Raw genomic sequence first — 24113 nt, 5'->3', positions numbered from 1 at the left:
GGCAACGTGCCGGTGCGGTAAAATGTGCATAGAGCCAATTCAACCCATTATTAATAATCCCGGTTTTGAGATTTTTGCGCAGCAAAAAGCTCGAAACGGTACCCGGCGCCGGCACCTTGCCGGTCGGGGGGACCGGGGGGCGAAGCGCCCCCGGCCGCCGGAGGCAAAGTTCCGGCAACCGGTTTCACCGGATGACGGTGAGGTCGGCGGGCAGTTGCGGCGTGGCGCCGTGCTGCGAGCAGACGTAGGTGGCGACCAGGTTCGCGTGGCGGTTGATCACGGCGAGCGGCAGTTTTTTCAGAAGCCCGGTGATCAGCACGGCGGTGAAGGAGTCGCCCGCGCCGACGGTGTCGACCCGGCGTTCGAGCGGCGCGGCCGGTTCGTGGTTGAATTCGGTGCGGCTGCAGAGGTCCGCGCCCTCCGGGCCCCGGCTGAGGGCGACCAGCTCGATGTTGTCCGCGAGCAGCGCCGGAATCAGTTTTTCCGGGGCGATGCCGCAGATCTGCGCGAGGATCGGCAACTCTTCATCGTTGAGCTTCAGGATGTTGGCCATTTTGATGCTCTCTTTGATGATTTCGGGCGTGTACCACGGCGCGCGCAGATTCACGTCGAAAACGCGCAGGCAGCCGGGAACGGTGGAGGCGACGAATTTGCGGATCGTCTCCGCCGAAGCTCCGCGCTGTCCGAGCGAGCCGAAGCAGACCGCGTCGAGGGTGGCGGCGAAGGCTTCGAGTTCAGGCGTGAGATTCAGGTGGTCCCATGCGGAATCCGGCGCGAAACGGTAGGAGGCTTTTCCGGCGGCATCGAGCGTGACCAGCACTTCGCCGGTCGGATGGGAGTTGTATTGAATCCAGCCGGTGTCCACGCCGAGCGCGGCGATTTCGCGGACGGCGCGCTTGCCGAGCTCATCTTCGCCGACGGCGGTGACCAGTCTGGACTCCGCTCCGAACTGCGCGAGCATCGCGGCGACGTTCCCCGGAGCGCCTCCGAGGCGGTCGAGGCCGGGGAAGCGGTCGAACAACAATTCTCCAATGGCGGCGGTTTTCATTTGGTTTTACCTCCAGATCGTTTGCAGCGGCCGGAGCGTGACGGCCGCAAGCGGCCCTCCCTGCGGCACGCTGATCACAGGTTCGGGGCGGCGCTGGATCGGGAGCGGCAGCCAGAAGCGCCCTTCGGATTCAAAAAGTTCCAGCGTATTGCGGTCAAGCCACGCCCGCCAGCGCAACGGCTTTTCTGTATGCGGAAGCGGATACTCGCCCGCATTGCAGCGCAGCACTCCGGCGGCGGAGTCGATCCACAGATCGGTCCCGGCGATATTCAGCATGACGCCGTGAAGCGGCGTTTCAAACTCCAGCTCCCACAGTTCGCCGTCGGCGTTCACGGTGGAAACGTCGCGGAACTGCTGTGCTTCGCCGGCGCGCAGCAGCCGGGTTTCCGCCGCCGGATGGACCCGCAGTTCTCCGCCAACCAGCTTGAGTTCGACCGGAAGCGTCATCGACTGCGAGAACGCGTCGCCGCGGATATAGTCCTGCTGCCACGCGATATAGAGGCGGCGGTCGTCCGGCAGGTTTTTGAAGGTCTGCCCGGCATATCCCCCCTTGAGGCCGCTGCGGTGCATGAAAATTCCGGTGTGTTCCACCTGAAAACGGCCGTCGGCGATGTCGCCGACGAGGTAGTTGCCGTTGGCTTCGAGGATCGCCCAGCGGAGCTTCCCGTCAGTTTCGTCGGCGATCTGGAACAGCTCCGGGCACTCCCGGCCGCCGTTCGGAATCCGGAAGAGAGCGGTTTCGCGCCAGTTCAGCAGGTCGGCGGATTCGAGCAACGCGAAGTCGCCGCGCTCGTCGCCGAGATAGAGCGCCATCCGCCACGTGCCGGAGGCCGGGTCGAAGGCGACCGAGGGATCACGCTCCTCGCCGCCGTGCAGGTTCGGCACCACCGGATTGCGGGCGTATTTGACGACGGTTCTGCCGCCGTCGAGGCTGTAGGCGAGATTCTGGGTGAAGGGCTTTCCGGCGCAGGTGTAGAAGAACAGCAGCGGCGGAGAAGCCGGATCGACTCCGAGGCCGGTCAGATTCTGCTCGTCGACCACGGCGCAGCCGGAAAACATGGTGCCGGATTCATCCGGGTACAGCGCGATCGGCTGTTCCTGCCAGTGGATCAGGTCGGTGCCGGTCGCATGGCCCCAGTGCATCGGCCCCCAGTGGACCGCCGCCGGGTTGTGCTGGTAGAACAGATGGTAAGTCCCCTGATAAAAGCAGAGGCCGTTGGGGTCGTTGAGCCAGCCTTTGCGGCTGGAAAAGTGGAACTGCTGCCGTTCCGGTTCCTGATAGGCCATATTGAAAACTCCTTTAACGGTAGGATGACGGGGGGCGCCCGAAACGCTCCCGGAACTTCCGGGTGAAATAGGAAATATCGCTGAAGCCGCAGCTGAATGCAATTTCAGGGATGGTGAAGCTGCTGCTTTCGAGCATACTGCACGCATAGTCGAATTTGAGCTGGTTCAGATACTCCTTGAGGGTCATGCCGTAGTCCTGCCGGAAGATGGTGGAAAGGTAGTTCGGCGTGCAGCCGACCGCGCGCGCGATTTCCGGCACGTCCGGGAAACGGGTCGGGAAGTTATCCGCCAGATAATGCTTGGCCTGCCGTGAGAGTGGATTGACCGACGGGTCCGGCTCGTAAACCCGTTCCGCCGGCTGCGGCCGGTCGCGCAAATCGAGGCGCGCCTTGGCGAGCGCGGCAGCGGCGAGGGTGCGGCTGATCCGGTCTGTTTCGGCGGAATCCCCGGAGCGGGCCAGCGGCAGCGCCTTCAGGAGGTCGGCGTAAAATGCGTTGCCGTCGAGCATCAGACGCCGGCGGATGCGGGGCAGCTTGCCGTCGCGGGCGGGGCACCACGCAAGATGCAGGCTCGGCGTGCGGTCTGTCGCCATCAGCACCAGGTTGCGGAACTCCCGGCAATCCGGCGAGGTGATCTCCTCCTCATGCACCATGCCCGCCGGAACCAGCAGCAGATCGCCGGGACCGATTTCAATCTCCTGTTTCAGGAAGCGGAAGCGGCAGCGGCCCCGGACCTGCAGAAAGAGTTCACTGAACAGGTGATAGAAGCCGGTCGGAGTTTTCTCCCATCGCCCGTCGGGGCGGGGGATCAACAGCCGCCCCCTGCCGGATTGCAGCAACCCGATGAAGGCGGCGAGCGCCGGATCGAATTCCGGGTCGAGCCGGTCGTCACACCTGTCGCCGTCCGGCAGCCGGATGAAAAGTTTGTCGAGAAGCTCCATGAAAACCGTTCCGGAATCGTAGTTTTGTCCTGTCCATCCTTAAGATATTGCGGTTTCCGATAAATGCAACCCCCGGCCGTAAAAAATCGCCGGAGCCTTTGAGCCCTTCCGGTTTGCTGACGATGGCAATCAGACTGTTCCTCTCTCAGGATGGTTCATTGCTTTTGCTTCTTGATTTTGGCGGAGCCGGAAGTGTGGACCTGCAATTCCGGGGAGCCGGAGTAGAGGAGCTGTGAAGCTCCGCCGGCGCGGACTGTCAATTGCCTGGCGGCGTCGAGCTTTGCGGTGCAACTGCCGCTGAGTTGGATTTCAGCGGATTCGCAACTGCGGACGGCGGCATTGGAACAGCCGCTCTGTTCCATGAAAAGTTCCTGAAGATTGCCGCTGAAAGTGAAATTTGAGCTGCCGGAGGAGTGTACTGTCATTTTCCGGGCGGTTTCACAGTCCCGGATGGTGGCGCTGGAACAGCCGCTCTGTTCGAGATGAAGTTCCCCGATGTTGCCGTTGAAAGTGAATTCCGTGCTGCCGGAGGTGCGGACGGTGGCTTTTTCGACATTTCCGCCGAGGGTGAGCCGGGAGATGCCGCTTGCCTGAAGCTGAATTTCCGGGGCCGCAAATCCGGGAATTGAAGCGGTGGTGCTGCCGGAGAAGCTCCACTCGGTTTCCCGGGTGATTTTGCCGGTGACTTCGAGGTCGGAGATGCCGGAGAAGTTCAGTTTCTCGGGCATCTGTTTTAATTGCAGGCGCAGTTGCGGTTCCCGGCTTGGCTGCAGATTGTGTAAGGGGGTGACCTGCAACCGGCCGCTGCCGGATTTGATGGCGAGTTCCTCCAGCAGGTTTTCATCGATGACGATGGTGCATTGATTCCGGTCGGCATTCGGATCGAGCGTGATTTTCCAGTAACCTGCCGTCGTCAACCGGGAAATATCACCGGGATCGAAGGTTTTTTCTGTGATGATTCCGTTGCCGGTGATGACGGCGATGCCGCTGCAGCCGGCCAGAAAACAGCCCGCGGCGGTCACGAGGGCAAGGGCGAAAAGTTGTTTCTTCACAGTGCATTCCTTCTTTTGATGACTCGGAAATTTCCGGATGTCTGCCAATGTACCATACGGAACCGGTAATTACAAGCAGCATGATTGTTTTTTTCAGTCAGCGGCCCAGTGCGACGGTCACCAATCCTGCCAGCAGGAGAATGAGCCCGGTCAGTTCGGGACGGGTGATGCGTTCTTTGAGAATCAGTACGCCGAGCAGTACGCCGACCGGCAGGCTCATCTGGCGGAACGCCTGCACGAAACTGACGTTGGTGACTTCGCCCATCGCCAGCATCACCAGAATATAGGCGGCTGCCGCCGCGACTCCGCCGGCATAAGGCTCCCAATGGCGGAACAGCTCGCGGTTGAAGTCGGCCCGGTTGCGTTTCCGTACCAGAATGGAGAGGCTCAACAGTGAAAACAGCACCAGTTCGCGCAGATTGCTGTAGGCGACGGCTCCGGCAACCCGGCCCGTATGGCCGTATTCGTTGACCAGCCGGATGCCTTCGCTGTCGAAGATGGTATAGCCGGTGGTGCCGAGCGCCGCGAGCAGCACGCCGCCGAGGGCGGGATTCAGGTAGTTGGAGAGCCGGAAGCCGGAGAATTTTTTCAGCGGCATCAGCAGGCAGCCGAGGAAGATCAGCCCCATCCCGCCGAGGGCGGCGGCGGAGGGGCGCAGCCCGATTCCGAAGACGACCGTGACCAGTGCGGTCAGCAGCACCGGCACCGCCCGCGCCAGCGGATAGGCGAAGGAGACGCCGCTGTGCCGGTACGCGATCGAAAGCCCGGTCGAACAGAGCGCCCCTGAAGCGCCGCCGCAGAATACATAGATATAGAATCTTGCGGGCAAGGCGCCGTAGTCTACTCCCGCATAGAGCGCCGGGATCAGCGTCGCGAGGAACGCGGAGCCGGAAACCAGCAGGAAAAGCGCCGGCACCGGATTGCGGCTCTTGGCGAGGAAGTGCCAGCCGGCATGCAGCAGCACCGACAGCAGGATCAGGAAGAAGGCGGTGACGGTCATGGTGAAAGATACTCCGTGATTGTTTGATCATATTATATCCTAAAATAGAAGCGGAAAACCGGAAAACAAGCGGGCGTTTATTGCTTTTTTCCGGAAAAAATCGCTCCGATCATTTTTATTGACCGTTCGATCATAAAACGGCTTGCATTTTGTTCCCGGCGGCGTATACTATACTTTGAAAAAAGGAGGATGCCGAATGAAGGCTGCGGAACGGGAAGCGGAAATCCTGCGCTATCTGGATACTCATGAGTTTATGGCGACCGAAACCGCGATGGCGTTGTTCCGGGCCAGTCCGGCCACGGTACGGCGGGATTTCAACCATCTGGCGGAGGGGCACATCGTGCGCCGGGTCAGGGGGGGAGTGCGGAGCATTCCGGCGGAGGTCGGCCAGTCGATCCCGTTTTCGCTGCGGGAGCAGTGGTTTGCCCGGGAGAAAGCGCGGCTGGCGGAAAAGGCGATGGAGTTCATCGCGCCCGGTTCCGTGACTTTCCTGCACGGCGGCTCCACCACCAATTCGATGGCGAACCTGTGGAAGGACGGCTGCGTGATCACCGATTCGATCGGCTTTTGCGAGCTGCTGGGCCGCCGTTTCCCGGCGGGGGAGGGCGGTCCTCAGGTGATCCTGGCCGGAGGTGCGCTCGACCTGAAGGCCGGGGTGGTGATGGGCAGCCGCACCGAACGGATTCTGAATCAGTACCATGCGGATGCCGTCGTGTTTTCGGCGCGCGGACTGGATGAGGAGGGGTGTCTGGATACCAACGACGACGCGGCGGGCTGCATCCGCGCGATGATCGACCACGCCTCGCTGGTGATCCTGCTGGCGGACCGCAGCAAGTTCGGAAGTCCGGCGATGGCGCGGGTGGTCTCTTGGAACCGTATCGATATCCTGATCGCGGCGGCGACGCCGGAAAATCGCGAGGAATTGCGGCGGATCGCCCGGCTCGGCGTCCGGGTTGTTCCGATCGGGGCTTGAAAACGGGATTTCCGGTGATATACTGAATCAATCACACAACATCAATTACATAATACCGCAGGGGGAAACTATGACGGTTATCAGGAATTTCAGGCGGATTCTGCACGGCGGCGACTACAATCCCGACCAGTGGCTGCACGTGCCGGGGACGGTCGACCGGGATTTCGAGCTGATGGACGAGGCGCACTGCAACACGTTTTCGGTGGCGATCTTCTCGTGGGCGCAGCTGGAGCCGGAGCCGGACCGGTTTGAATTCGGCTGGCTCGACGATATTTTCGAACGTTGCGGAAAAAGCGGCAAAAAACTTTTTCTCGCGACTCCCTCTGCATCGAAGCCGGCGTGGCTGGCGCAGCGGTGGCCGGACAGCTGCCGCATGGACCGGGACGGGACGCGGCAGCGGTGGGGCGTGCGGCAGAACAGCTGCTTTGCCTCGCCCGGTTTCCGGGAGCGGGTCCGGCTCATCAACCGCAAGCTGGCCGAACGGTATGCGGATCATCCGGCGCTCGGCGGCTGGCACATCAGCAATGAATACCACGGCGAATGTGCGTGCGAACTCTGCCGGAACCGGTTTTACGATTACCTGAAACAGCGGTACGGCACACTGGAGAAGCTCAATCAGGTGTACTGGTCCGCGTTCTGGGGGCACACCTTCACCGACTGGAAGCAGGTGGAGCCTTTCGACCACTCGATGGACGCGGCGGCGCTGGACTGGCGGCGTTTCTGCTCGGATGCGGTCGTGGAGTTCTTCCGAATGGAGATCGACGCGGTGCGGGAGTTTTCGGATGCGCCGGTGACCACCAATATGATGGGGCTGTTCCCGACGCTGGATTACTGGAAATTCGCGCCGCTGTGCGACTTCATCTGCGACGACTGCTACCCGACCTGGTACGACGGCGACACGGAGCGGGAGGCGGCCTGGCTGTCGCTGCTGCACGACATGCACTACACGATGCTGGACAAGCCGTTCGTGATGATGGAGTCCTGCCCCGGCATCCCGAACTACAAGCCCTATCCGAAGCTGCGCCGCCCCGGCGAATTCGAGCGCGAGATGCTGTTGGCGCTCGGCCACGGCGCGGACGGCACCTTGTACTTCCAGTGGCGCAAGGGGCGGAACAACTGCGAAAAATTCCACGGCGCGGTGGTCGGCCACGACGGCACGGACCGGACCATGGTGTTCCGGCAGGTCGCCGCCTACGGCGAGAAGCTCGAACGGATCGCCGGGCTGGCCGACGCGGCAAAAAAGCCCGAGGCGGCGGTCGTCTACGACTGGGAATCCAACTGGGCCTTCGAGCAGTGCAACTGCGCGGGCGGCAAGGAGGTCAAGCAGTGGGACGCAACGGCGATCAGCCACTACCGCGCGCTGTGGAATTGCAACATCGACCTCGCCGTGATCGACAGCGAACAGGATTTCAGCCGGTATAAGCTGCTGGTCGCGCCGATGCTGTTTATGTTCAAGCCGGGTGTGCTGGAGCGGTTCCGGAGCTTTGTGGAGCAGGGCGGCACGCTGGTGGCAACCTACTTTTCCGGCTACGTCGATGAAAACAACGGCTGTTTCCTCGGAGGCAATCCGGGCGGGGCGGCGGGACGCGAATTGTTCGGCGTCTGGAGCGAGGATTTCGACGGCCTGCAGCCGACGACGCGGCAGAGCATCGTGTGGAAGGGCAAATCCTATCCGGTCACGGATTACGCGGAGCTGCTCCACGCCGAAGGCGCGGAGGTTGAAGCGGTCTACGGCGACGATTTCTATGCGGGAACTCCGGCGGTGACCCGCAAGCGGGCAGGGAAGGGGAACGTGATCTATCTGGGAGCGCGTACCGGCATGGAGTTCCTGAACGACTTCTACGGGGCTTTGCTGAAAGAATCCGGCGTCGAGCCGGTGCTGGCCGGCCTGCCGGAGACGGTCCGGGCGGCGCGGCGCAGCGCGGTTTCCGGCGGCGACTACTTTTTCCTGTACAATCTGAGCGGGAAAGAGCAGCCGGTGAAGCTGCCGGAAGCGATGGAGGATGTCTGGAACGGCGGCGGAGCGGCGGACACCGTGACGCTGCCGCCCAACGGCGCCACGGTGCTGTACCGGGCGTGATGCCGTAAGGTGCATCACGCGGCTGCGGATGGAGGCGGAGCGAATCAGGCGCTCCGCCTCTTTTTCTCTCTTTTTTCATTTTACCCTTGACATTCGCATTGAGTTTTGGTATAATTAATATTGAACAAACGTTTGTTCTGGTGGACGGTTCCACCCGGTATTTTTTTGAAGCAGATGGAACAAGCGTTTGTTCCATCGGAAACTTTTCAAGGAACAGAGGTCATGACCACGCTGAAAGATGTTGCAAAGGCTGTCGGCTGCGATGTTTCCACGGTGTCGCGGGTGTTGAACGGCCGTCCGAACCGGGTCAGCGGGGAGAATCGCAGCCGGATCCGGGAGGCGGCGCTCCGCCTCGGCTATGTCGCGAACCGCACCGCCAGTTCGCTGGCTTCCGGCGTGACGCGGACGGTGGGGCTGCTGATCCCGAATGTGTTCGACGGGGTCTATGCCGAATATATCGAAACGCTTGATCTCGAACTCTCCGCGGCGGGTTACGCGTTGCGTCCCTTCATCTGCCACAACCGGCCCGAAAAGGAGAATACGGCGCTGGATGCGCTGCTGCACCACGAGGTTGACGCGATGATCGCGATGTACCACAACGCCGAACGGTGCGCGGCCCAGTATGAAGTGATCCGGCGCAACGGCCTGCCGCTGATTTTCCGCAGCAACGTTCCGGAGGTCGACGGGGTGTTCGACTGTGTGCTGCTGGACATCGACGCGGGCTATCGGGCGCTGGCGGAGCACCTGATCGAACGCGGCTGCCGCAAAATCGGCGTGGTCGGCGGCTGCGCCGACGCATTGCAGGAAGGCAGGGCGGGAGCCGGGGCGGATTTTTTCCGGGCCGCGCTGCAAAAAGCCGGATTGGCGGCGGATTCCCGGAATGCGGTGGCTTGCGAGGATTCGCAGGAGGCGGCTTACCGGGCGGTGCTGGAACGGCTGAAGAAGGAGCCGGATGCGTTTGACGGCCTGATCGTCCACAACATCAACAAGGTGTTCGGCTGCTGCCGGGCGGTCGGCGACGCCGGGCTGTCCATTCCGGGGCAGGTGAAGGTCGCGACGATCAGCGATCTGGCCCTCTGCCGTCTTTATTCGGTGCCGCTGACCGTGTGGGCGCAGCCGGTGCCGGAAATCTGCCGCGCGCTGGTGGACCTGACCCTGGCCCGGCTGCGGGAACCGGACGCGCCCTGCCGCACCGTGAAATTCCATTCGACTTTGCTCGCCCGCGAAAGCACACAACCTACCCACGAAAGGAAGTAGCGATGAAACAAACCGGAACATACTTTACATTGATTGAATTATTGGTGGTGATAGCGATCATCGCAGTTCTGGCGGCGATGCTTCTGCCGGCGCTGAACAAGGCCAGGGATCGTGCCAAGGCGGTTAGCTGCCTCTCCAACAAGAAGCAGGTTCTGCTCGCGGAAAGTTCTTATGCCTCCGACTACAACGGCCACATCGTGATGAAAACGCAGATCGGCACAAGTTTCATCCCGTTCAATGTTCTGCTTACAAACATGTCCTATGACGCCCGGAATCTGCTCGGAAAAGCCTATGTGCCGTGGGCGGTGATGACCTGTCCCGCCAACAACGTGCCCGTGGAGTATGACATGGCGGTTCCGCAGCAGCGCTACTGGGGCAGTTACGGCGCCTGGATGAACAATTCGGCCAACGCGGACTGCTCCCGTATCGCCGCATTTGGCAACTGCTGGGCGCAGGGAGCGGGAAATCTGATGATCACGATCGTTTCCCACAAGGTGAAAAATCCAAGCGGATTCTTCTATCTGGCCGACACCGTCAGCACGATCGACAGCGGCGGTGAATACCGCTTCGGGAAAGGGTATTACGAGTGGGCTCCGGATTATCTCAAGGCGCAGGACAGACCCTATTCCGGCATCTGGCTGGCGCACTCCAATCGGTGCGTGGTCGGCTTCGTGGATGGCCATGCGGAAAGCTTGGGCGGCCCGGAACTGGTCGATTCCCAGGTGAACGTCGACGTCTACTACACCAGTTCGCTCACGCGCGTCGTGGCGAAAAACCACTGAGGAAAATCATGAAACAATTTGTCTGCCGCCTCCTTGTCTGCTTTTCGCCGCTTCTGCTCGCCGGTGCGGACTGGGCCGAAACAATCCGGCCGGTTCTCGCCGGCAAGGTAAAATATCTCAAACTGGAGAAGAAGATCTACCGCGCCGACCGGCGGACTACGATCACCGGTCTGAAGGATGTCACCATCGACGGCAACGGCGCCACGCTGCTGATGAGCCGGAAAGATCATATTTTCAAGATTGAGGACTGCACCAACTTCACTCTGCGCAATTTGACGCTTGATTTCGATCCGATGATTTTCACCCAGGTGAGAATCACCCGCGTTTCCGCCGACGGCAGAGACATCGAGTTCGAGGTAGAAAAAGGATTTCCGGATCTGGTTCCGGATCTGATTGCCAGCGAGAGTCTCGAAGTCTACCTGCCGGACGGTACGCTTCGCACTGACCTGGGGCGTCTTTCCGGGAAACCGGAGATCATCACGCCGCGTCGCGGCAGAATGCGGGTCCGGCTTTCCGGAAACGCCTCTCCCCGCATCGGCGACCGCATTCCCATCGGGCGGCGCTTCGCCAATGTCATCCAGACCGTCGGCGGCCGGGGGCATACGTTTGAAAACCTCACTATTCACGGCAGCGGCTGTTTTGCCATCGGCATGCGCTACAGCGCCGGAGACGACCGGATCCTCCGCTGCCGCGTGATTCCCGGGCCCCGGCCGGAAGGAGCGGAAACCGACCGCATCCGCTCCACCAACGGCGACGGATTCAACATCTCCTTCGCCAGAAACTATCCGCACATCATCGGATGCGAAATCCGGAACAGCAACGATGACTCCATCAACTTTCACGCGGGAGCGGTCATGCGGCTGATTCCGCTGGATAAGGGGAACGGGGCCTTCCGGATCATCCGCCCCTTCGCCGCGTCGTCGGAGCGGATGATCGCGCTCTTCCCGCCGGGGGATACCGCGCTGCTTCTGCGCCGCGACCTCGGCTTCGCGCCGGTCGGCAAGGTCAAAATCATCGCCTGCGCGGAATCGGATTACCAGGCGACAATGGAGGAACTGGCCGCCGGCTTCGACCGGGCGAAGTATAAATCGAAACATCAGTGGATTCCCACTGCGTATGAGATCCGACTCGATACCGGCACTCTGCCGCTGGACGGCGATTTCTATTTGCAGCCGCTCCCCAACGGCCGTTCCTTCCGGATTGCGGACAACTATTTTCACGACCACCGGGCCCGCGGCATGCGCATCATGGTGCCGGACGGGGTCATTGAGAACAACACCATCGAACGGGTCACCGATGCGGCAATCTCGCTCGGGGCGGAGTTCGAATACTGGAACGAGGCCGGCTGGGTGGAGAACGTCTTCATCCGTAACAACGTGATCCGCAATGTCGGCAAGGCCTCAATCCCGCGCGGGGATTCCTACGTCTGCGGCGCTATCTGCAGTTTCGTCCATCTCAAGGACTACCGGAAGATTCCCCGGGGGCACGCCCGGATCTTTATTCTGAACAATCGGATCAGCGACTCTCCCGGAGCCGGAATCGCCCTCTGTGCTGCCCGGGATTCGGTCATCTCCGGCAATATCATCAACAATACGGCATATGGCGCGACGGTTCCCGGCAGCCGGTTCGGATTCCGCGGCCTCAAGCCAGTCTGGCTGATCGAAAGCGAAGGGGTCACCGGGAAAAACATCGTTGACGGAAAAGAGTGGAACGTCGGAGAACAGAAATGAGACGGATTTTTCATACCCTTTTGTCCGGGGGTCTCCTGCTGCCGCTGTTCCTCTCCGGAGCGGAGATCATTTACGTCAACAATCTCATTGGCAGTGACGACGGGGACGGCTCCCGCGAACGCCCCTACGCGACCCTCTATAAAGCGTGCCGGGAGGTTCCGGTTTCCGGCCGGATCGAAGTGGCTGACACCGGAAAACCGTATCAGATGCCTTACAAAAGCGCCGATGTCTCCAAAAGTTACGGATACCGGCTGCTCCGGGGAGGTACGCAGGAGAAACCGCTGATTGTCGAGGGCAACGGCGCTACGATCAGCGGGCTGGCGGTTGTTCCGGCGGAGGCATGGAACGCAGTTCCCGGCACCATGCTTCACTCGCTTCCGTTCTACCCGATGAGCAACCGGCTCAAAAACGACAAAACGATCAATCACTGGCTGGAGGTGCCGCGCATCTGGTTCGTCGACGGCAAGGCCGCGCCGAACTGCCGCGACCGGGAGACTCTGCTGAAGATGCCGGGCGGGTTTCAGTGGGACAAGGCGGAGAAAATGGTCTATTTTCACCTCCCGGCGGGGAAGCGGCTTGAGGAACTCCGGATCGAACTCCCGGCCAATTACGGATTCTACATTCACGCGAGCCATACGATCGTGCGCAACTTCAACTGCATCTTCAGCGTGAACGACGGCTTCGATGCGGACGGTTCTCCACAGAACAGCAGCTATATCAACTGTCTGGCCTACGACAACTGCGGACAAGGCTTCTCCTGTCACAGGACCAGTTCTATGCGTTACATCGGCTGCGGAGCCATCCGCTGTGCGTCGAGCAATGTCTGCAACGTCAACCATTCACACGCGGAGTACGTCGACTGCGTTTTTCTCGACAATGCGTTCGAGAGCAACGTCTCGCTGTACGACGAAGCGACCGCGCGATTCGTCAACTGCTTCCTTTCCGGCGGCAGTTCGGATGAGCCTATCGTGCAGGAACACGCCTCGCAGCTCACCTTTATCCACTGTGTAATTCAGGGAAACAGGGAATTACCGCTTTTGCGCGGACGCGGCGGGAGTGTGAATTTTTATCAATGCACGATTTCTCAGGCGCGTTATCTGTCCGATTTTTCACCGCGTTGGAGCGCTTTCTGTGCGGCAATGGAAAAAAGTATTATCTTTAACATGAAAAATGCTATTGCGAAACTTCCTGTTGCTCCTTATCCCCGTATTCAGTTTTCCGACAATCGTTTTTCTTTCCCCATTTACATATACGATGGAAAGGCAGAGAAAATCGGCAGCCCGATATTGCAGAAACTCCGGATCGACGTAAGTTCACATTGTGAAGATTTTTATCCGGATGGTTTGCGAAAAGCGGAAATTTTTTCCGGAAACGGTTATGGTGCCCGAAAACTTTCACCGGTCGTAAAAAAGATTTATGATCGTTTGATAAATTTTACGGCAACGCCTGCAGGGCTTGTTCTCGTTGCTGCAGAGTAAAGTTTGGAAGTTCATGTCAGGGATAAAAGGAGCTGCAGGAAACATGAAAATTTCATTGGATAGGGTGCTGCGGTGCATATACGGAAATATTCGTCGGCACGCCGGGGGACGGGCAGGTATGGGCCGGACTCTGCGATGTGACCGACACTCCGTACCCGGCGATGGTGGAGGCGTCGCGCCGGCTTGGCGGGCGGTTGTATCAGGAACGGCTTTCCGCCGTCCCGGCAGGAAAATAAACATAATCTTCAGAAGGAAAACAGAGTATCATGCAATTCAACTGGACGAAACTTTCGCCGGACGACGGGCACTATTTCTTCGGTTACTACGACCGCTGCCCGTGGGACGGCTCCGAGCGGTATCACCTTGCACTCAAAGTCGGGCAGTGCGAACGGCTGCCGCTTCCCGGTGAAACCGCCGAAATCGGGCTGCTCGACCGGGAAAATCCGGGGACATTCACGCCGGTTGCGACCACCCGCGCATGGTGCCACCAGCAGGGGAGCATGACGCTGTGGCTGAAAGATCGCCCGGGCTGCTTCTGTTACAACGATATCGACGAGGCCGGCCGGGTCGTGACCCGGATTTATCAGCTCGGCAGAGGGGTGATTCGGACCGTTTTTCCCGCCTTCTACGCGATCAGCCCGGACGGGCGTTGGGCGGTCAGTCTGAACTTCGCCCGGATTCCGCGCCGCGGCTACAGCTATGCCGAAGCGTACCTGCCCGCCGAACGCCATCCGGACCCCGACTCCGAGGGGATCACCCTGATCGATCTCGACACCTTTGAAAGCCGCCTGATCGTCAGCTACCGGAGAATGATGGAGCTTCACCCGTGCCGCTATGAGCTGGACGAACTCTATCTGTGGCTGAACCACGCAATCTTCAACTGCGATTCGACCAGACTGCTGTGGCTGTTCCGCCAGTGTCAGGACGAGCGCCGCCCGCGTTGGAAAACCTTTATGTACACCAGCAATCTCGACGGCGGAGAATTGCGCTGTCCGCTGCCGGATTTCTACTGGCACGGGATGATTTCCCACCAGATCTGGGGACGCACGCCGAATGAGATCCTGATCGACGCCAACTGGCGCGGAAAAGGTTCCGAGTACCTTGTATTCGACGAACGCGAGCTGCCGTTGCGGGCTGAACGGATTTCAGCGGGGCAGGGGCCGATGGGGCACCTGGTCTTTTCTCCGGACGGCCGGACGATGCTGGCCGATACCTACCCGGATGCGGACGGCCGCCAGTATCTGGCGCTGGTGGAGGCCGCGACCGGGAAGCTGGTCCGGCTGGGGAGCTTTCTCCACCGGCAGCCGGCCGGCACCCCCGGAGATGTGCGCTGCGATCTGCATCCGCGCTGGTCGCAAAGCGGGCGGTTCGTGACGGTCGACAGCATCGACGACGGGCGGCGGGGCGTTTACCTGCTGGAACTGCCGCCGAAAGTCGACTTTTCATCGATCTGAGTTTCAAGGGGATCCGGGATTTCGCCTTTGGCGAGCAAGGCGCTTCGAAAGGAGCGAAATCCCCGATCCGGGCGGGTCAGCGGCCGAGCGCCGCTTTTACAGCGTCGACGGTTGCGTCGATCACCTGCGGCTTGTTCGCGTAGGTGCCGCGGATGCCGTAGTGGTCGAAAAGCTCATCCTTGTGATAGCCGATCACCGCATCCGGGTCCTTCAGCACATTGCCGGTCAAGATGCCGACCACGTGCGCTTCGGGATCGATCACACCGGCGTCGACCAGCTTTTTCGCTCCGGCTACCGAGCAGCAGCTCGCCGGTTCCGCGCCGATTCCGGCCGCATCGACCATCGCTTTCGCGTCCATGATCTCCTGCTCGGTCACGGATTCGACCACGCCGTTGCACCATTCGAGGCCACGCAGGGACTTTTCCCACGAAACCGGGTTGCCGATCTTGATCGCTGTCGCGATGGTTTCGGGGTTTTTGACCGCTTCGTAGGGGGTATGGTTCTTCCACATCTTGTAGAGCGGGGCGGAACCGGCGGCCTGAATCACCGCGATACGCGGAATCTTGTCGATGATGCCGAGGTCGTACAGCTCCTTCATGCCCTTGGAGAGCGCGGTGTTGTTGCCGAGGTTGCCTCCCGGAATCACGAACCAGTCCGGCACCTGCCAGTCGAGCTGCTGGAGCACTTCAAAGCCGATCGCCTTCTGCCCTTCGATCCGGAACGGGTTGATCGAGTTGAGCAAATAGATGTTCAATTCGTGGCAGACCTGCTGGACCAGCGCCATCGCATCGTCGAAGTTGCCGCGGATCTGCAGCGTTTTGCCGCCGAAGGCGAGCGCCTGGGCGAGCTTGCCGTACGCGATCTTGCCTTCGGGGATGAAGATCACCGAACTGAGTCCGGAAACCGCCGCGTAGCTGGCCATCGATGCACTGGTGTTGCCGGTGCTGGCGCAGGCGACGGTTTTCGCTCCGTAGAATCTGGCGGCGGTGGTGCCGCAGGTCATGCCGCGATCCTTGAAGCTGCCGGTGGGGTTTTCGCCCTCATGCTTGAGCTGGAAGTGCCTGAGCCCGGCGTAGACGCCCGCCTTGCCCGCGTCGTAGAGGCGGGTGTTGCCCTCCTGCCGGGTTACGATCTGATCGTCAGGCAGGTCGAAAATAAGCTCTTTATAGCGCCAGACGCCCGAACTGGTCGCGCCGCGCTTCAGGCCCCAGCGGGAGTCCCACAGGGCCTTGAGTTCGCCGCCGTCGACCTCCGAGAGGTCGCGGACGAGGTCGAGAATGCCGCCGCAGTCACAGTTGTACCGCACCTTGGAGAGGTCGTAGGTCTTATGACAGCGGACGCATTCCAGATGAGCTTCGAGCTTTTTCATGATAAATTCCAATTCCTTCAGGTAAAAGAGTTAAATCGCGCGTTATAATTTACATGCGATCCGCTTTTTTGAAAGGAGCGGAACGGGTTTTTATCACACTTTTTGTGGAAAATTGGTTAAAAAAAGCGAAACAACCGGATGATTATTTGAAAAAGCGGATTATATTATTGAATGAGGGCGGGAGTAACGAAGATAATTTTGTTTGGTCGTTTTTATTATGCAGAAGATTATGTTGAGCGGTAAGATCCATACCGCGAGGTTGACGGCGTGCCTGCTGGATTACGAGGGCAGTCTGGAGATCGATCCCGAGCTGCTGGCCGAGGCGGGCATCCTGCCGTACGAAAAAATTCTGGTGGTGAACCGCAACAACGGCGAACGGCTTGAAACCTATGCGATTCCGGGAGAACCGGGCAGCAAGGTATTCTGCCTGAACGGGCCTGCCGCCCATCGCGGCAAGGTGGGGGATGTGGTGACGATCATGGCGTTTTCGGTCTGTACGCTGGAAGAGGCCGCGGTGATCGCTCCGACTGTGATCGTACTGAATGAAAAAAATGAGATCGTGATGCGCAAGGGCCGTGCCCGGCGCTGAACGGCACAGGGGATGCGGCTTTGAAGCGGGCAGGGAAAAAATCCGGGCAGGCGCTGATGGAATACGTGATCATGCTGGCGCTCTGTACGGTATTGACCCTCGCTTTCATCGCGTTGTTTCGAGGGGCGTCGAAGAACGGGCGCCGTTTGATTGATCTGGTCAGTTTCGACCTTCCGTAATAATTGAGGAATCGGCGCCGTGAAGGGCGGGCGTCTGAATAACACAGGAGGAAGCGGTTATGTTGATTCGTGGCAAACGGCTGAAGCGCCGTCGCGGACAGGCGTTGATGGAGTATGTGATTCTGATCGCGGTGGTGGCGCTCGCGGCGCTCTTTGTGCTGGCGAGCTTCAGCGATCGTCTGCGCGACATGATTTCCGGCATCACCACGACGCTGGGCGGCGAGAAGGCCGCCAACGCCGACCAGACCAGCGTGGACATCATCCAGAACCTCAGCAGCGAAGGGTTGGATGCGAACGGCAATTGAGCATCGGCGTAACGAAAGCTCCCGCGCGAAAGACGTGCGGGAGTTTTTTTTTATTGTCCGACAGCCTGCGGAATCAGCGGGGATTCAGCAGATTCATGCTCAGGGGATCGCCGAGTTCGCAGAGCCGGATGTTTTTCAGCGCCGCCAGCGCGATGCGGCGACAGGCTTCCCGGGTGCTGCTGCCGATATGGGGCGTCATGATCATGTTGGGGAGGGTGCGCAGGTCCTTGCCGGAGGGAGCGTAAGGCTCCTGCCGGAAAACATCCGATACCGCGCCGCCGATCCGGCCGGAAAGCAGTGCGTCATAGAGCGCGGCTTCGTCGACCACGCTGCCCCGGGCGGTGTTGATCAGCCAGGAACCGGGTTTCATTTGTTTCAGCCGCCCGGCGGAAACGTAATTGAGGTTTTCCGGGGAGCCGGGGATGTGGAGGGAGACGAAATCGGCGTCGGCCACCGCGTCACTCCAATTTTTCACGAAGCGGTCGGCGGGGCAGTCGGGGCGGGGAGCGGAGCGGATCACGCCGGTCACGCTCATTCCGAAACCGTTTTTGGCGATGGCGGCGACCCGGCTGCCGATAGCGCCGCAGCCGATTACGGCCAGTGTCTTGCCGGCGAGTTCGCAGCCGGTTTGGGGCTGCCAGAGCCCGTTGCGGCAGTCGTCGGCCGCGGCGATGAATTGACGCGCCGCCAGCAGGATCATGCCGATGGCGCACTCCGCGACGGATTGTTCGAGTGCGCCGGGCGTGTTGGTGCAGTAGATGCCCTTTTCGGCGGCGCGCGGGAGGTTGATGTTGTCGCAGCCGATGCCGAAGCGGGCGATCACGCCGCCTTTCGGAACCGCGTCGTACAGCTCGTTCCGGTACGGGGCGCCGCCGACGATCACGTATTTCGCGTGCTTTTCGCGGACCAGGCGCGCCAGTTCCGGTTCGGATTCGGGGGCGGGAAAGCATTGAAAGCCCTCCGCATGTTCAAAGACTTCGCGTACCTTGTCGTACTGCGGCTGCGTGACCAATACCGTTATCATGAATCTGCTCCTGATGTTTCTGTCATACCCTACATGCGAACCGGAAAAAAGCAAATCCGCTCCCCGGAAAGGGAAAAATTATCCGTTTTTTCCGGTTCCTCTCTTGACATTCCCGTTGTTTTGCTGTATAATTGAAATTGTAATCTAAAAATAGATTATCGCTTTCCTCCGGCAGTCGGGAAGGCGCGGACCATTCATGAGGAGATCCGATGATTTTCGGACAGAATCTGGGCAGACAGACCGAGAAGGCCAAGCAGGGCATCCTGCGCTATATCTGGGACCGGAAGCTGCGCGAAGGGGATAAAATCCCTTCGCAGACCGAGCTTTGCCGCCATCTGCAGATCGGCTGCGCCACGCTGGACCGCGCGGTCAAGGCGCTGGTGCAGGACGGGGTGCTGGAGGCGCGCCGCCGGGTAGGGGTATTCGTGCGCAACGCGAAGCCGGAGGGGCTGCCGGGGCGTTCGATCGGCATCGTGGGGCTGTTGCTGGATGCCCCTCACATGTTCAACTGGAGCCTCGCCTATGCGGTGCAGGATGCGCTGCAGAAAAACGGCTGCGAATGCACGATGTTCCCGTTCCGGGAGGAGTACCGCGACACGCCGGAGTTTTCGGACTTCCCCGGCCTTGAATACGCGGTTTCGCAGAAGCTGGTGCACGGGCTGATCAGCATCTCCGACTTCTATGCGGAGAAACTGCTGCCCGGTCTGGATGAAGCCGGGCTGAAGGTCTGTTTTTGCGGGCCTCCGTCGCATGTGGAATCCGGGATTTTCCTGGATTCGGTCGGTTTCATGATCCGGGGGCTGGACGAACTGCGGGAGGCCGGATACCGGATGCCGCGCATCCTGATCGGTCCCGGCCCGCTGCGCTGTTTCAGCCTTCCGCGCCTTGCGGAATATCTGGCGGGCTGGCCGGAGTGCCCGGTGCCGCTTGACGCGATGTACCTCGAAGGCTACGGGCTTGAAAGCGGCCATCGGCTCGCCGACGCGTTCCTGCGGATGCCGCCGGAGCGGAGGCCGGACAGCGTGGTGATCGGCGACGACATCATCGCGCAGGGCTTTTTTTCGGAGCTGGTCCGGGAGCAGGGGAGGCGGATCGACTATCTGCCGCCCGCCGTCTGTCTGCGCAACCGCAAGGCGCCGATCGACTTCCCGTGCCGGGAGGTGATCGACTACGAGATCGACAGCCGGGAGCTGGCCGAAGGCGCGGTCGAACAGCTGCTGAACCGTCTGCGCGGCGCGGAAAGCGTCCCGTCGCTGCGCTGGATTCCGCCGTTGCGTCTCACGCCGGAAAGCGTTCAGCTGAAACCGGCTGCGAATCGCGATTAATTTGAATTTTTTATAGTTTCCCTATTGACATTTCGTTTTGAGTATGGTATAATTATAATGTAATCCAAAATTGGATTAAGCGTGCCGGACTGCCCTTCGGGTGCGCGTTTCAAACAAGTGAAAGTTGTTTTTCCATGAAATCTTCAAGTACACTCTTCAACGGGAAGGATGAGAAAATGAAACGTGTCAGCCATTTTACATTGATTGAGCTTCTGGTTACTGAAACTTGTCAAATCTGCAATTCCTTTCCATATTCCGCTCTGCGCGAAAGAGAGGGGTTCGGGGGAGAGAAAGCGGCGACTTGTGCCGCATCTCTCCCCGTACCAACCAATCTGAACATCTCACTTATTCCCTGCAAGCTCTCACGCCTCCGCCAATGCTCTGCAAGCGGCAGGTCGGAGCAAAAACGTGAAGTTGTTTTTCCGCAGAAAAGCGGGAAGACAACTTCACGTTATTGCGGATCTTCTTCCCACTGCCGACCGACCGCGTCTTTGCACTGCACCGCCCCCTACCCGGCACCGGCACCTTGCCGGACGCAGGGTGCGCGGGGGGCGGCGGATACGCCCCCCGCATACCGCCATGTAAGGCCGTTTACCCTTATAGAGCTGCTCGTTGTGATTGCAATCATTGCGATACTGGCGGCGATGCTGCTGCCCGCCCTGAATCAGGCACGGGATAAAGCACGGGCGATCACTTGCATCAACAACAAAAAACAGCATGGATTAATGCTGTCGATGTATGCGACAGATTATAAGACGGTCGGCGTGCCCAGGGTTTCATGGCCGATTCCATTTGTGCGTGCCGGGTATATTACCGTGGAGGGGCACTCCGGCAACGATGTCACGGAAGCACAGATCGTGAACAGTTTCGGTGAGATTGCAAATCTTCATTGTCCCAACGCGCTTCCGAGAACTTCAAGCATGTACAACATCACCGGCATGTTTCATATGAATTTTCTTTATAACCTGAATATCGGAGTTTCCTGGGCCTACTCAAGCGATGAATACGGCTGGTGGTATCAATGGGACATCACAAGACATCCCGCTCCCGCCCGGCAGCCGGTTTTCGCAGATTCCATCAATGTGAACATGGACAGCTGGACTTCCGGACCGGCTCAGGTATCCGGCGAGGAGATGGCCGACCATCTGGTATTCAATATGAATGCCATTGCATTGCGCCACAATCACAGTTCCGCGGTAACGTTTCTTGACGGCTCCGCAAAATTGGTCATGATGAATAATATGAGGGATTTTTACACATCGCAGAATGTCTGTTATGAGGCAAACGGGGTCAAAATAAATCTGTATTGATTCAGTCTGCTGTGTGACACGAAAATTGTCAAGGGGATTGCCCTGTCCGCGAATGCGCTTTCAAGGGAAAACAGAGAGCGGCCCCCGACATTCCTGAAGTTAAAATTTGGAACATCCGGATGAAAAATGAACTTATTCACTGCTTTCAAGAAAAAATCTCTGATATTGCTTTGTCTCGGAACTGTACTGAGTGTCTGTGCCGGGGATGATGTCCCTGAACAGGCTGTCGATATTGCCGGAATCGCGGTCGCCGATCCGATTGTCCTGAAACCGGGAGTCCCCGGAGTCCAGCCCGGCCGGAAAATGGTTTTCGCACACACGGTGCCGTGGCACAATTTATATAACAGCCAGCTCCGGGTCGACGGGTATCATGAAGTCGCCTTGAAACCGGATGCGACATTGATCGAAAGCGCCAAGCGGGAAATTGCCATGGCGCAGGCTGTCGGCATCGACGGTTTTTTCATGGACATCGGGACGGCGGATCAGATGTCTTTTGCCGACTGCTACCTTGAGGCGGCAAAAGGCACGTCCTTTCTGGTGGGGTTCTGTTTCGACATCCCGCCGCTTGATGGGGAAGCGGGAATTCAGCTGAGTGTTGACTCCACGGAAAAAATTGTGAAGAATCTGGGGAATCATCCCAATTTCCCCAAAATCGGCAACAAGTATATTTTCTTCAGCTTTTCGGGCGCCTGGCGGCACTCGCCTGAGAAAATCGCCGAAATCAAGAGACGTCTGAAGGCGAAAGGAATCGAGATCTACTATGTCCTGCACAGGGAAACGGCGGAATGGCGTTCCAATGTGGAAAAAATGGTCGAGGGGACTTATATCGATCCTTATGGTGAAGTCTGCGACAGTTTTTATCCGTTCATGTTTTCCTCGCGGGCGTGGAATGACCGCGGTGAACCGGAAGGTGTTCATCGGAAAGAATTCGTCGCGCTTCGCAACGCACTGGCCCGGTTCAACAAGAAACCGGTGGCGACAATCACGCCGGGATATCGCGGAAACTGGCTGGAAGATCTGGGACATTACGGATATGTTCCTTTCCGCGGATATGATAAAATCTGGGATTGCTTTCATGCTTTCAAGCCGGATGAGGTCGATTGGCTGAATATTGCAACCTGGAATGACATCGGCGAAACTCCCATTTTCCCGCGCACGTTTGATTTCGGAGCTTCCGCCGAAGTAATGGAGGCTTTCATTGACCAGTACTTCAGGCAGAATCCCGCTCCGAAGCAATCGGAACCCAGAGTTTATTTCGCCGCAAACAGGGAATATCTGGCGGGAACCGTCATCCGCCTGACTGCGCTTTCAACTCCCATTCAAGCGCAGGGCAAAGTCATGATTTCCGGCCGGCTGCTGAACAACAACGGTGAAGAAGTCCGGAAACTTCAGAGCAAGAAACTGAACATGAATGATTTTGACCGCTGTGAATGGCTTATTCCTTCCGGTCCTCTTGCGGTTTCCCATGCGATATTTCCGGAGATCACGCTGACCTGGAATTATGACGGACAGACAAAAACGTCCACACGAAAGCTGCCTGCCGTTCTGCTGCGTACTCCCTGGATTCAGAACTGGAGCATTCAGAGAAGCGCGTTTCATAACCTGACCGAAGTGAAAGCTGATTTTGAAGTCAGGCAGGATGCGAATCTTGTAACTGCCAAAGTGAAATTCAGATCGCCTGAAAAAATTGCGCGCGCAATGCTCTTCCGCAACGACAGGATGGTTGCCGATTTTACTGCCGATTCGCAAAGCTGCTTATTGAATCTGACTGTTTATCCCAAGCATACGTCCGCCCGTTTCGAGCTGAAGATTAAAAACGGTAAGATCCTCGGCCTGAAGCGGGAACATGGGTTCAACCTCGACATGGACAAAGTCGATTGGGGACCGCAGCACCTGCGGCTGGCTCCTTATGCCATGGGAGCCTATGGTACTCAGATGGATGCAACCCCCGAAACAGTTTTTGAAGTTTATCACAACGATCAACTGATCGGTTCCGCTCCGGCGGCGGAACTGCTGAAGAACCGGCAGCTCGTTATCGGGGCCGATCAGGAATGCCGTTTTGAATTCAACGATTGGAACAATCACGCTGTCTTTGCCGGGAACGGGTTGCCTGATCAGACCGAACTGACCGTCAGGTTTTATTCGCGCCCTTCGCATGAAAGCGATGTCTACCACATCAATTTTCTGACCGTCGAAGGTAAAAATGCCTGCACCAAGTTCCTGACTCCGTTCGGCAAAGAGACATTCGTCCGTATGAATCTTCTGGAAACCTATTTCAGCCAGGAGGCGACCCTTGACAATATGGGATATTACGCGGATGTCCCCCGCACGAATAAAGTTAAAACGTTCAGGGTGAATTCGCATGTTCTCAGGGAAGGCTCCTGGAATTTCGATAACGGGGGGGAAGATGCTCTTGGGGACCGTCCGTTGACCTATCCCTTTGAACAACTGCTGAAACCGGAAGGGCCGGACGGAAGCAATTGTCTGGTGTTCACCAAAGGAAGTGAGACGATGCTGCGCCGCCGTGTTTCGCCGTTGGCCAATTGCGTTCTGGAGTTCAGCCTTTATCTGGATAAGATTCCGGAAGATTCCAGACTGATCATGTCCGGCAACGGGCATGTCTGCCAGGGCGGGTTCTTCGTCCGGATCCAGAGCGACGGGAAGCTGCGCATCGGGCGTTACGGCGATCAGAGCTATGTGCTTTCCGAGAAACCTGTCAGCACTGGAGTCTGGCATTCCGTCAAGTTCGTTTTTGACGAAAAAAGCGGTACCTTGTTCATTGACGGGGTCAAAGAAGGGAAAAGCCGCTTCGCACCCTACCGGGATTTTCGGAACTTCTTTTTCACGCTGGGCGACAAGGAGAACGGCTTTGAGGGAAAAATTGATAATTTGAAAATCTCGAACTGTACGAAAAACGATGGCAAGTGACCT

20 protein-coding genes are annotated in these 24113 nt (G+C 58.8%); 13 read left to right on the top strand and 7 right to left on the bottom strand.

All coding sequences use genetic code 11. The features are described from left to right. Positions 1 to 184: 184 nt before the first annotated feature. The 5 genes from C8D82_RS06430 to C8D82_RS06410 form a co-directional block, all read right to left on the bottom strand. The gene (locus tag C8D82_RS06430; RefSeq protein ID WP_116883454.1) at positions 185 to 1048 is read right to left on the bottom strand and encodes a carbohydrate kinase family protein; all 864 of its coding nucleotides are present in this window, start codon (positions 1046 to 1048) and stop codon (positions 185 to 187) included. A gap of 6 nt (positions 1049 to 1054) precedes the next feature. Further along, positions 1055 to 2335: a glycoside hydrolase family 32 protein gene (locus C8D82_RS06425; RefSeq protein WP_116883453.1), complete on the bottom strand. Its 1281-nt coding sequence runs from the start codon at positions 2333 to 2335 to the stop codon at positions 1055 to 1057. Between the two features lie 13 nt (positions 2336 to 2348). Beyond that, positions 2349 to 3275: a helix-turn-helix domain-containing protein gene (locus C8D82_RS06420; protein WP_116883452.1), complete on the bottom strand. Its 927-nt coding sequence runs from the start codon at positions 3273 to 3275 to the stop codon at positions 2349 to 2351. A 155-nt stretch (positions 3276 to 3430) separates the two neighbouring features. Next, positions 3431 to 4327, bottom strand: coding sequence for a GIN domain-containing protein (locus C8D82_RS06415; protein ID WP_147835794.1), 897 nt, complete (start codon positions 4325 to 4327; stop codon positions 3431 to 3433). A 97-nt stretch (positions 4328 to 4424) separates the two neighbouring features. Beyond that, the gene (locus tag C8D82_RS06410) at positions 4425 to 5327 is read right to left on the bottom strand and encodes an EamA family transporter (protein WP_116883450.1); all 903 of its coding nucleotides are present in this window, start codon (positions 5325 to 5327) and stop codon (positions 4425 to 4427) included. 196 nt (positions 5328 to 5523) lie between these two features. Here C8D82_RS06410 and C8D82_RS06405 point away from each other — a divergent pair, with 196 nt between their 5' ends. From C8D82_RS06405 to C8D82_RS06375, 7 genes are all read left to right on the top strand, one after another. Continuing rightward, the gene (locus tag C8D82_RS06405; RefSeq protein WP_116883449.1) at positions 5524 to 6300 is read left to right on the top strand and encodes a DeoR/GlpR family DNA-binding transcription regulator; all 777 of its coding nucleotides are present in this window, start codon (positions 5524 to 5526) and stop codon (positions 6298 to 6300) included. A gap of 70 nt (positions 6301 to 6370) precedes the next feature. Further along, the gene (locus C8D82_RS06400; RefSeq protein WP_116883448.1) at positions 6371 to 8380 is read left to right on the top strand and encodes a beta-galactosidase; all 2010 of its coding nucleotides are present in this window, start codon (positions 6371 to 6373) and stop codon (positions 8378 to 8380) included. 222 nt (positions 8381 to 8602) lie between these two features. Then, on the top strand, positions 8603 to 9637 hold the full coding sequence (locus C8D82_RS06395) for a LacI family DNA-binding transcriptional regulator (protein ID WP_147835519.1): 1035 nt from the start codon (positions 8603 to 8605) through the stop codon (positions 9635 to 9637). A gap of 2 nt (positions 9638 to 9639) precedes the next feature. Then, positions 9640 to 10419 carry a type II secretion system protein gene (locus tag C8D82_RS06390; protein ID WP_116883446.1) on the top strand — a complete coding sequence of 260 codons (780 nt, stop codon included), beginning with the start codon at positions 9640 to 9642 and terminating at the stop codon, positions 10417 to 10419. An 8-nt stretch (positions 10420 to 10427) separates the two neighbouring features. Beyond that, positions 10428 to 12149, top strand: coding sequence for a right-handed parallel beta-helix repeat-containing protein (locus tag C8D82_RS06385; RefSeq protein ID WP_116883445.1), 1722 nt, complete (start codon positions 10428 to 10430; stop codon positions 12147 to 12149). A gap of 362 nt (positions 12150 to 12511) precedes the next feature. Continuing rightward, positions 12512 to 13627 carry a hypothetical protein gene (locus C8D82_RS06380; protein ID WP_207776074.1) on the top strand — a complete coding sequence of 372 codons (1116 nt, stop codon included), beginning with the start codon at positions 12512 to 12514 and terminating at the stop codon, positions 13625 to 13627. A 266-nt stretch (positions 13628 to 13893) separates the two neighbouring features. Next, complete coding sequence (locus tag C8D82_RS06375) at positions 13894 to 15081, top strand: TolB family protein (RefSeq protein WP_116883443.1); 1188 nt, start codon at positions 13894 to 13896, stop codon at positions 15079 to 15081. Positions 15082 to 15157: 76 nt separating this feature from the next. On the opposite strand, the gene thrC is transcribed toward C8D82_RS06375, so the two are convergent. Further along, the gene (thrC, locus tag C8D82_RS06370) at positions 15158 to 16450 is read right to left on the bottom strand and encodes a threonine synthase (RefSeq protein WP_116883442.1); all 1293 of its coding nucleotides are present in this window, start codon (positions 16448 to 16450) and stop codon (positions 15158 to 15160) included. 217 nt (positions 16451 to 16667) lie between these two features. Here thrC and panD point away from each other — a divergent pair, with 217 nt between their 5' ends. The 3 genes from panD to C8D82_RS06360 are packed head-to-tail and all read left to right on the top strand — an operon-like array spanning position 16668 to position 17523. Further along, positions 16668 to 17039: an aspartate 1-decarboxylase gene (gene panD / locus C8D82_RS06365; RefSeq protein WP_116883441.1), complete on the top strand. Its 372-nt coding sequence runs from the start codon at positions 16668 to 16670 to the stop codon at positions 17037 to 17039. 56 nt (positions 17040 to 17095) lie between these two features. Next, positions 17096 to 17218, top strand: a complete 123-nt coding sequence (locus C8D82_RS22090; protein ID WP_276743934.1) for a hypothetical protein — start codon at positions 17096 to 17098, stop codon at positions 17216 to 17218. A 59-nt stretch (positions 17219 to 17277) separates the two neighbouring features. Next, positions 17278 to 17523 (top strand): hypothetical protein, encoded by a 246-nt coding sequence (locus C8D82_RS06360; protein WP_116883440.1) that lies wholly within the window; start codon positions 17278 to 17280, stop codon positions 17521 to 17523. Between the two features lie 73 nt (positions 17524 to 17596). On the opposite strand, the gene C8D82_RS06355 is transcribed toward C8D82_RS06360, so the two are convergent. Beyond that, on the bottom strand, positions 17597 to 18547 hold the full coding sequence (locus C8D82_RS06355; RefSeq protein WP_116883439.1) for an NAD(P)-dependent oxidoreductase: 951 nt from the start codon (positions 18545 to 18547) through the stop codon (positions 17597 to 17599). A gap of 209 nt (positions 18548 to 18756) precedes the next feature. Here C8D82_RS06355 and C8D82_RS06350 point away from each other — a divergent pair, with 209 nt between their 5' ends. The 3 genes from C8D82_RS06350 to C8D82_RS06340 all read left to right on the top strand — a co-directional run bounded on the left by C8D82_RS06350 (position 18757) and on the right by C8D82_RS06340 (position 24110). Continuing rightward, entirely contained in the window at positions 18757 to 19872 is a 1116-nt protein-coding gene (locus C8D82_RS06350) for a GntR family transcriptional regulator (protein ID WP_116883438.1), read from the top strand. A 134-nt stretch (positions 19873 to 20006) separates the two neighbouring features. Next, positions 20007 to 21182, top strand: a complete 1176-nt coding sequence (locus C8D82_RS22280; RefSeq protein WP_420882995.1) for a prepilin-type N-terminal cleavage/methylation domain-containing protein — start codon at positions 20007 to 20009, stop codon at positions 21180 to 21182. A 126-nt stretch (positions 21183 to 21308) separates the two neighbouring features. Beyond that, positions 21309 to 24110, top strand: coding sequence for an endo-1,3-alpha-glucanase family glycosylhydrolase (locus tag C8D82_RS06340; protein ID WP_116883436.1), 2802 nt, complete (start codon positions 21309 to 21311; stop codon positions 24108 to 24110). Positions 24111 to 24113: the final 3 nt, after the last annotated feature.

Source organism: Victivallis vadensis, from assembly GCF_003096415.1.
Classification (GTDB): Bacteria; Verrucomicrobiota; Lentisphaeria; order Victivallales; family Victivallaceae; genus Victivallis; species Victivallis vadensis.
This window is presented reverse-complemented; position numbering and strand designations above follow the sequence as displayed.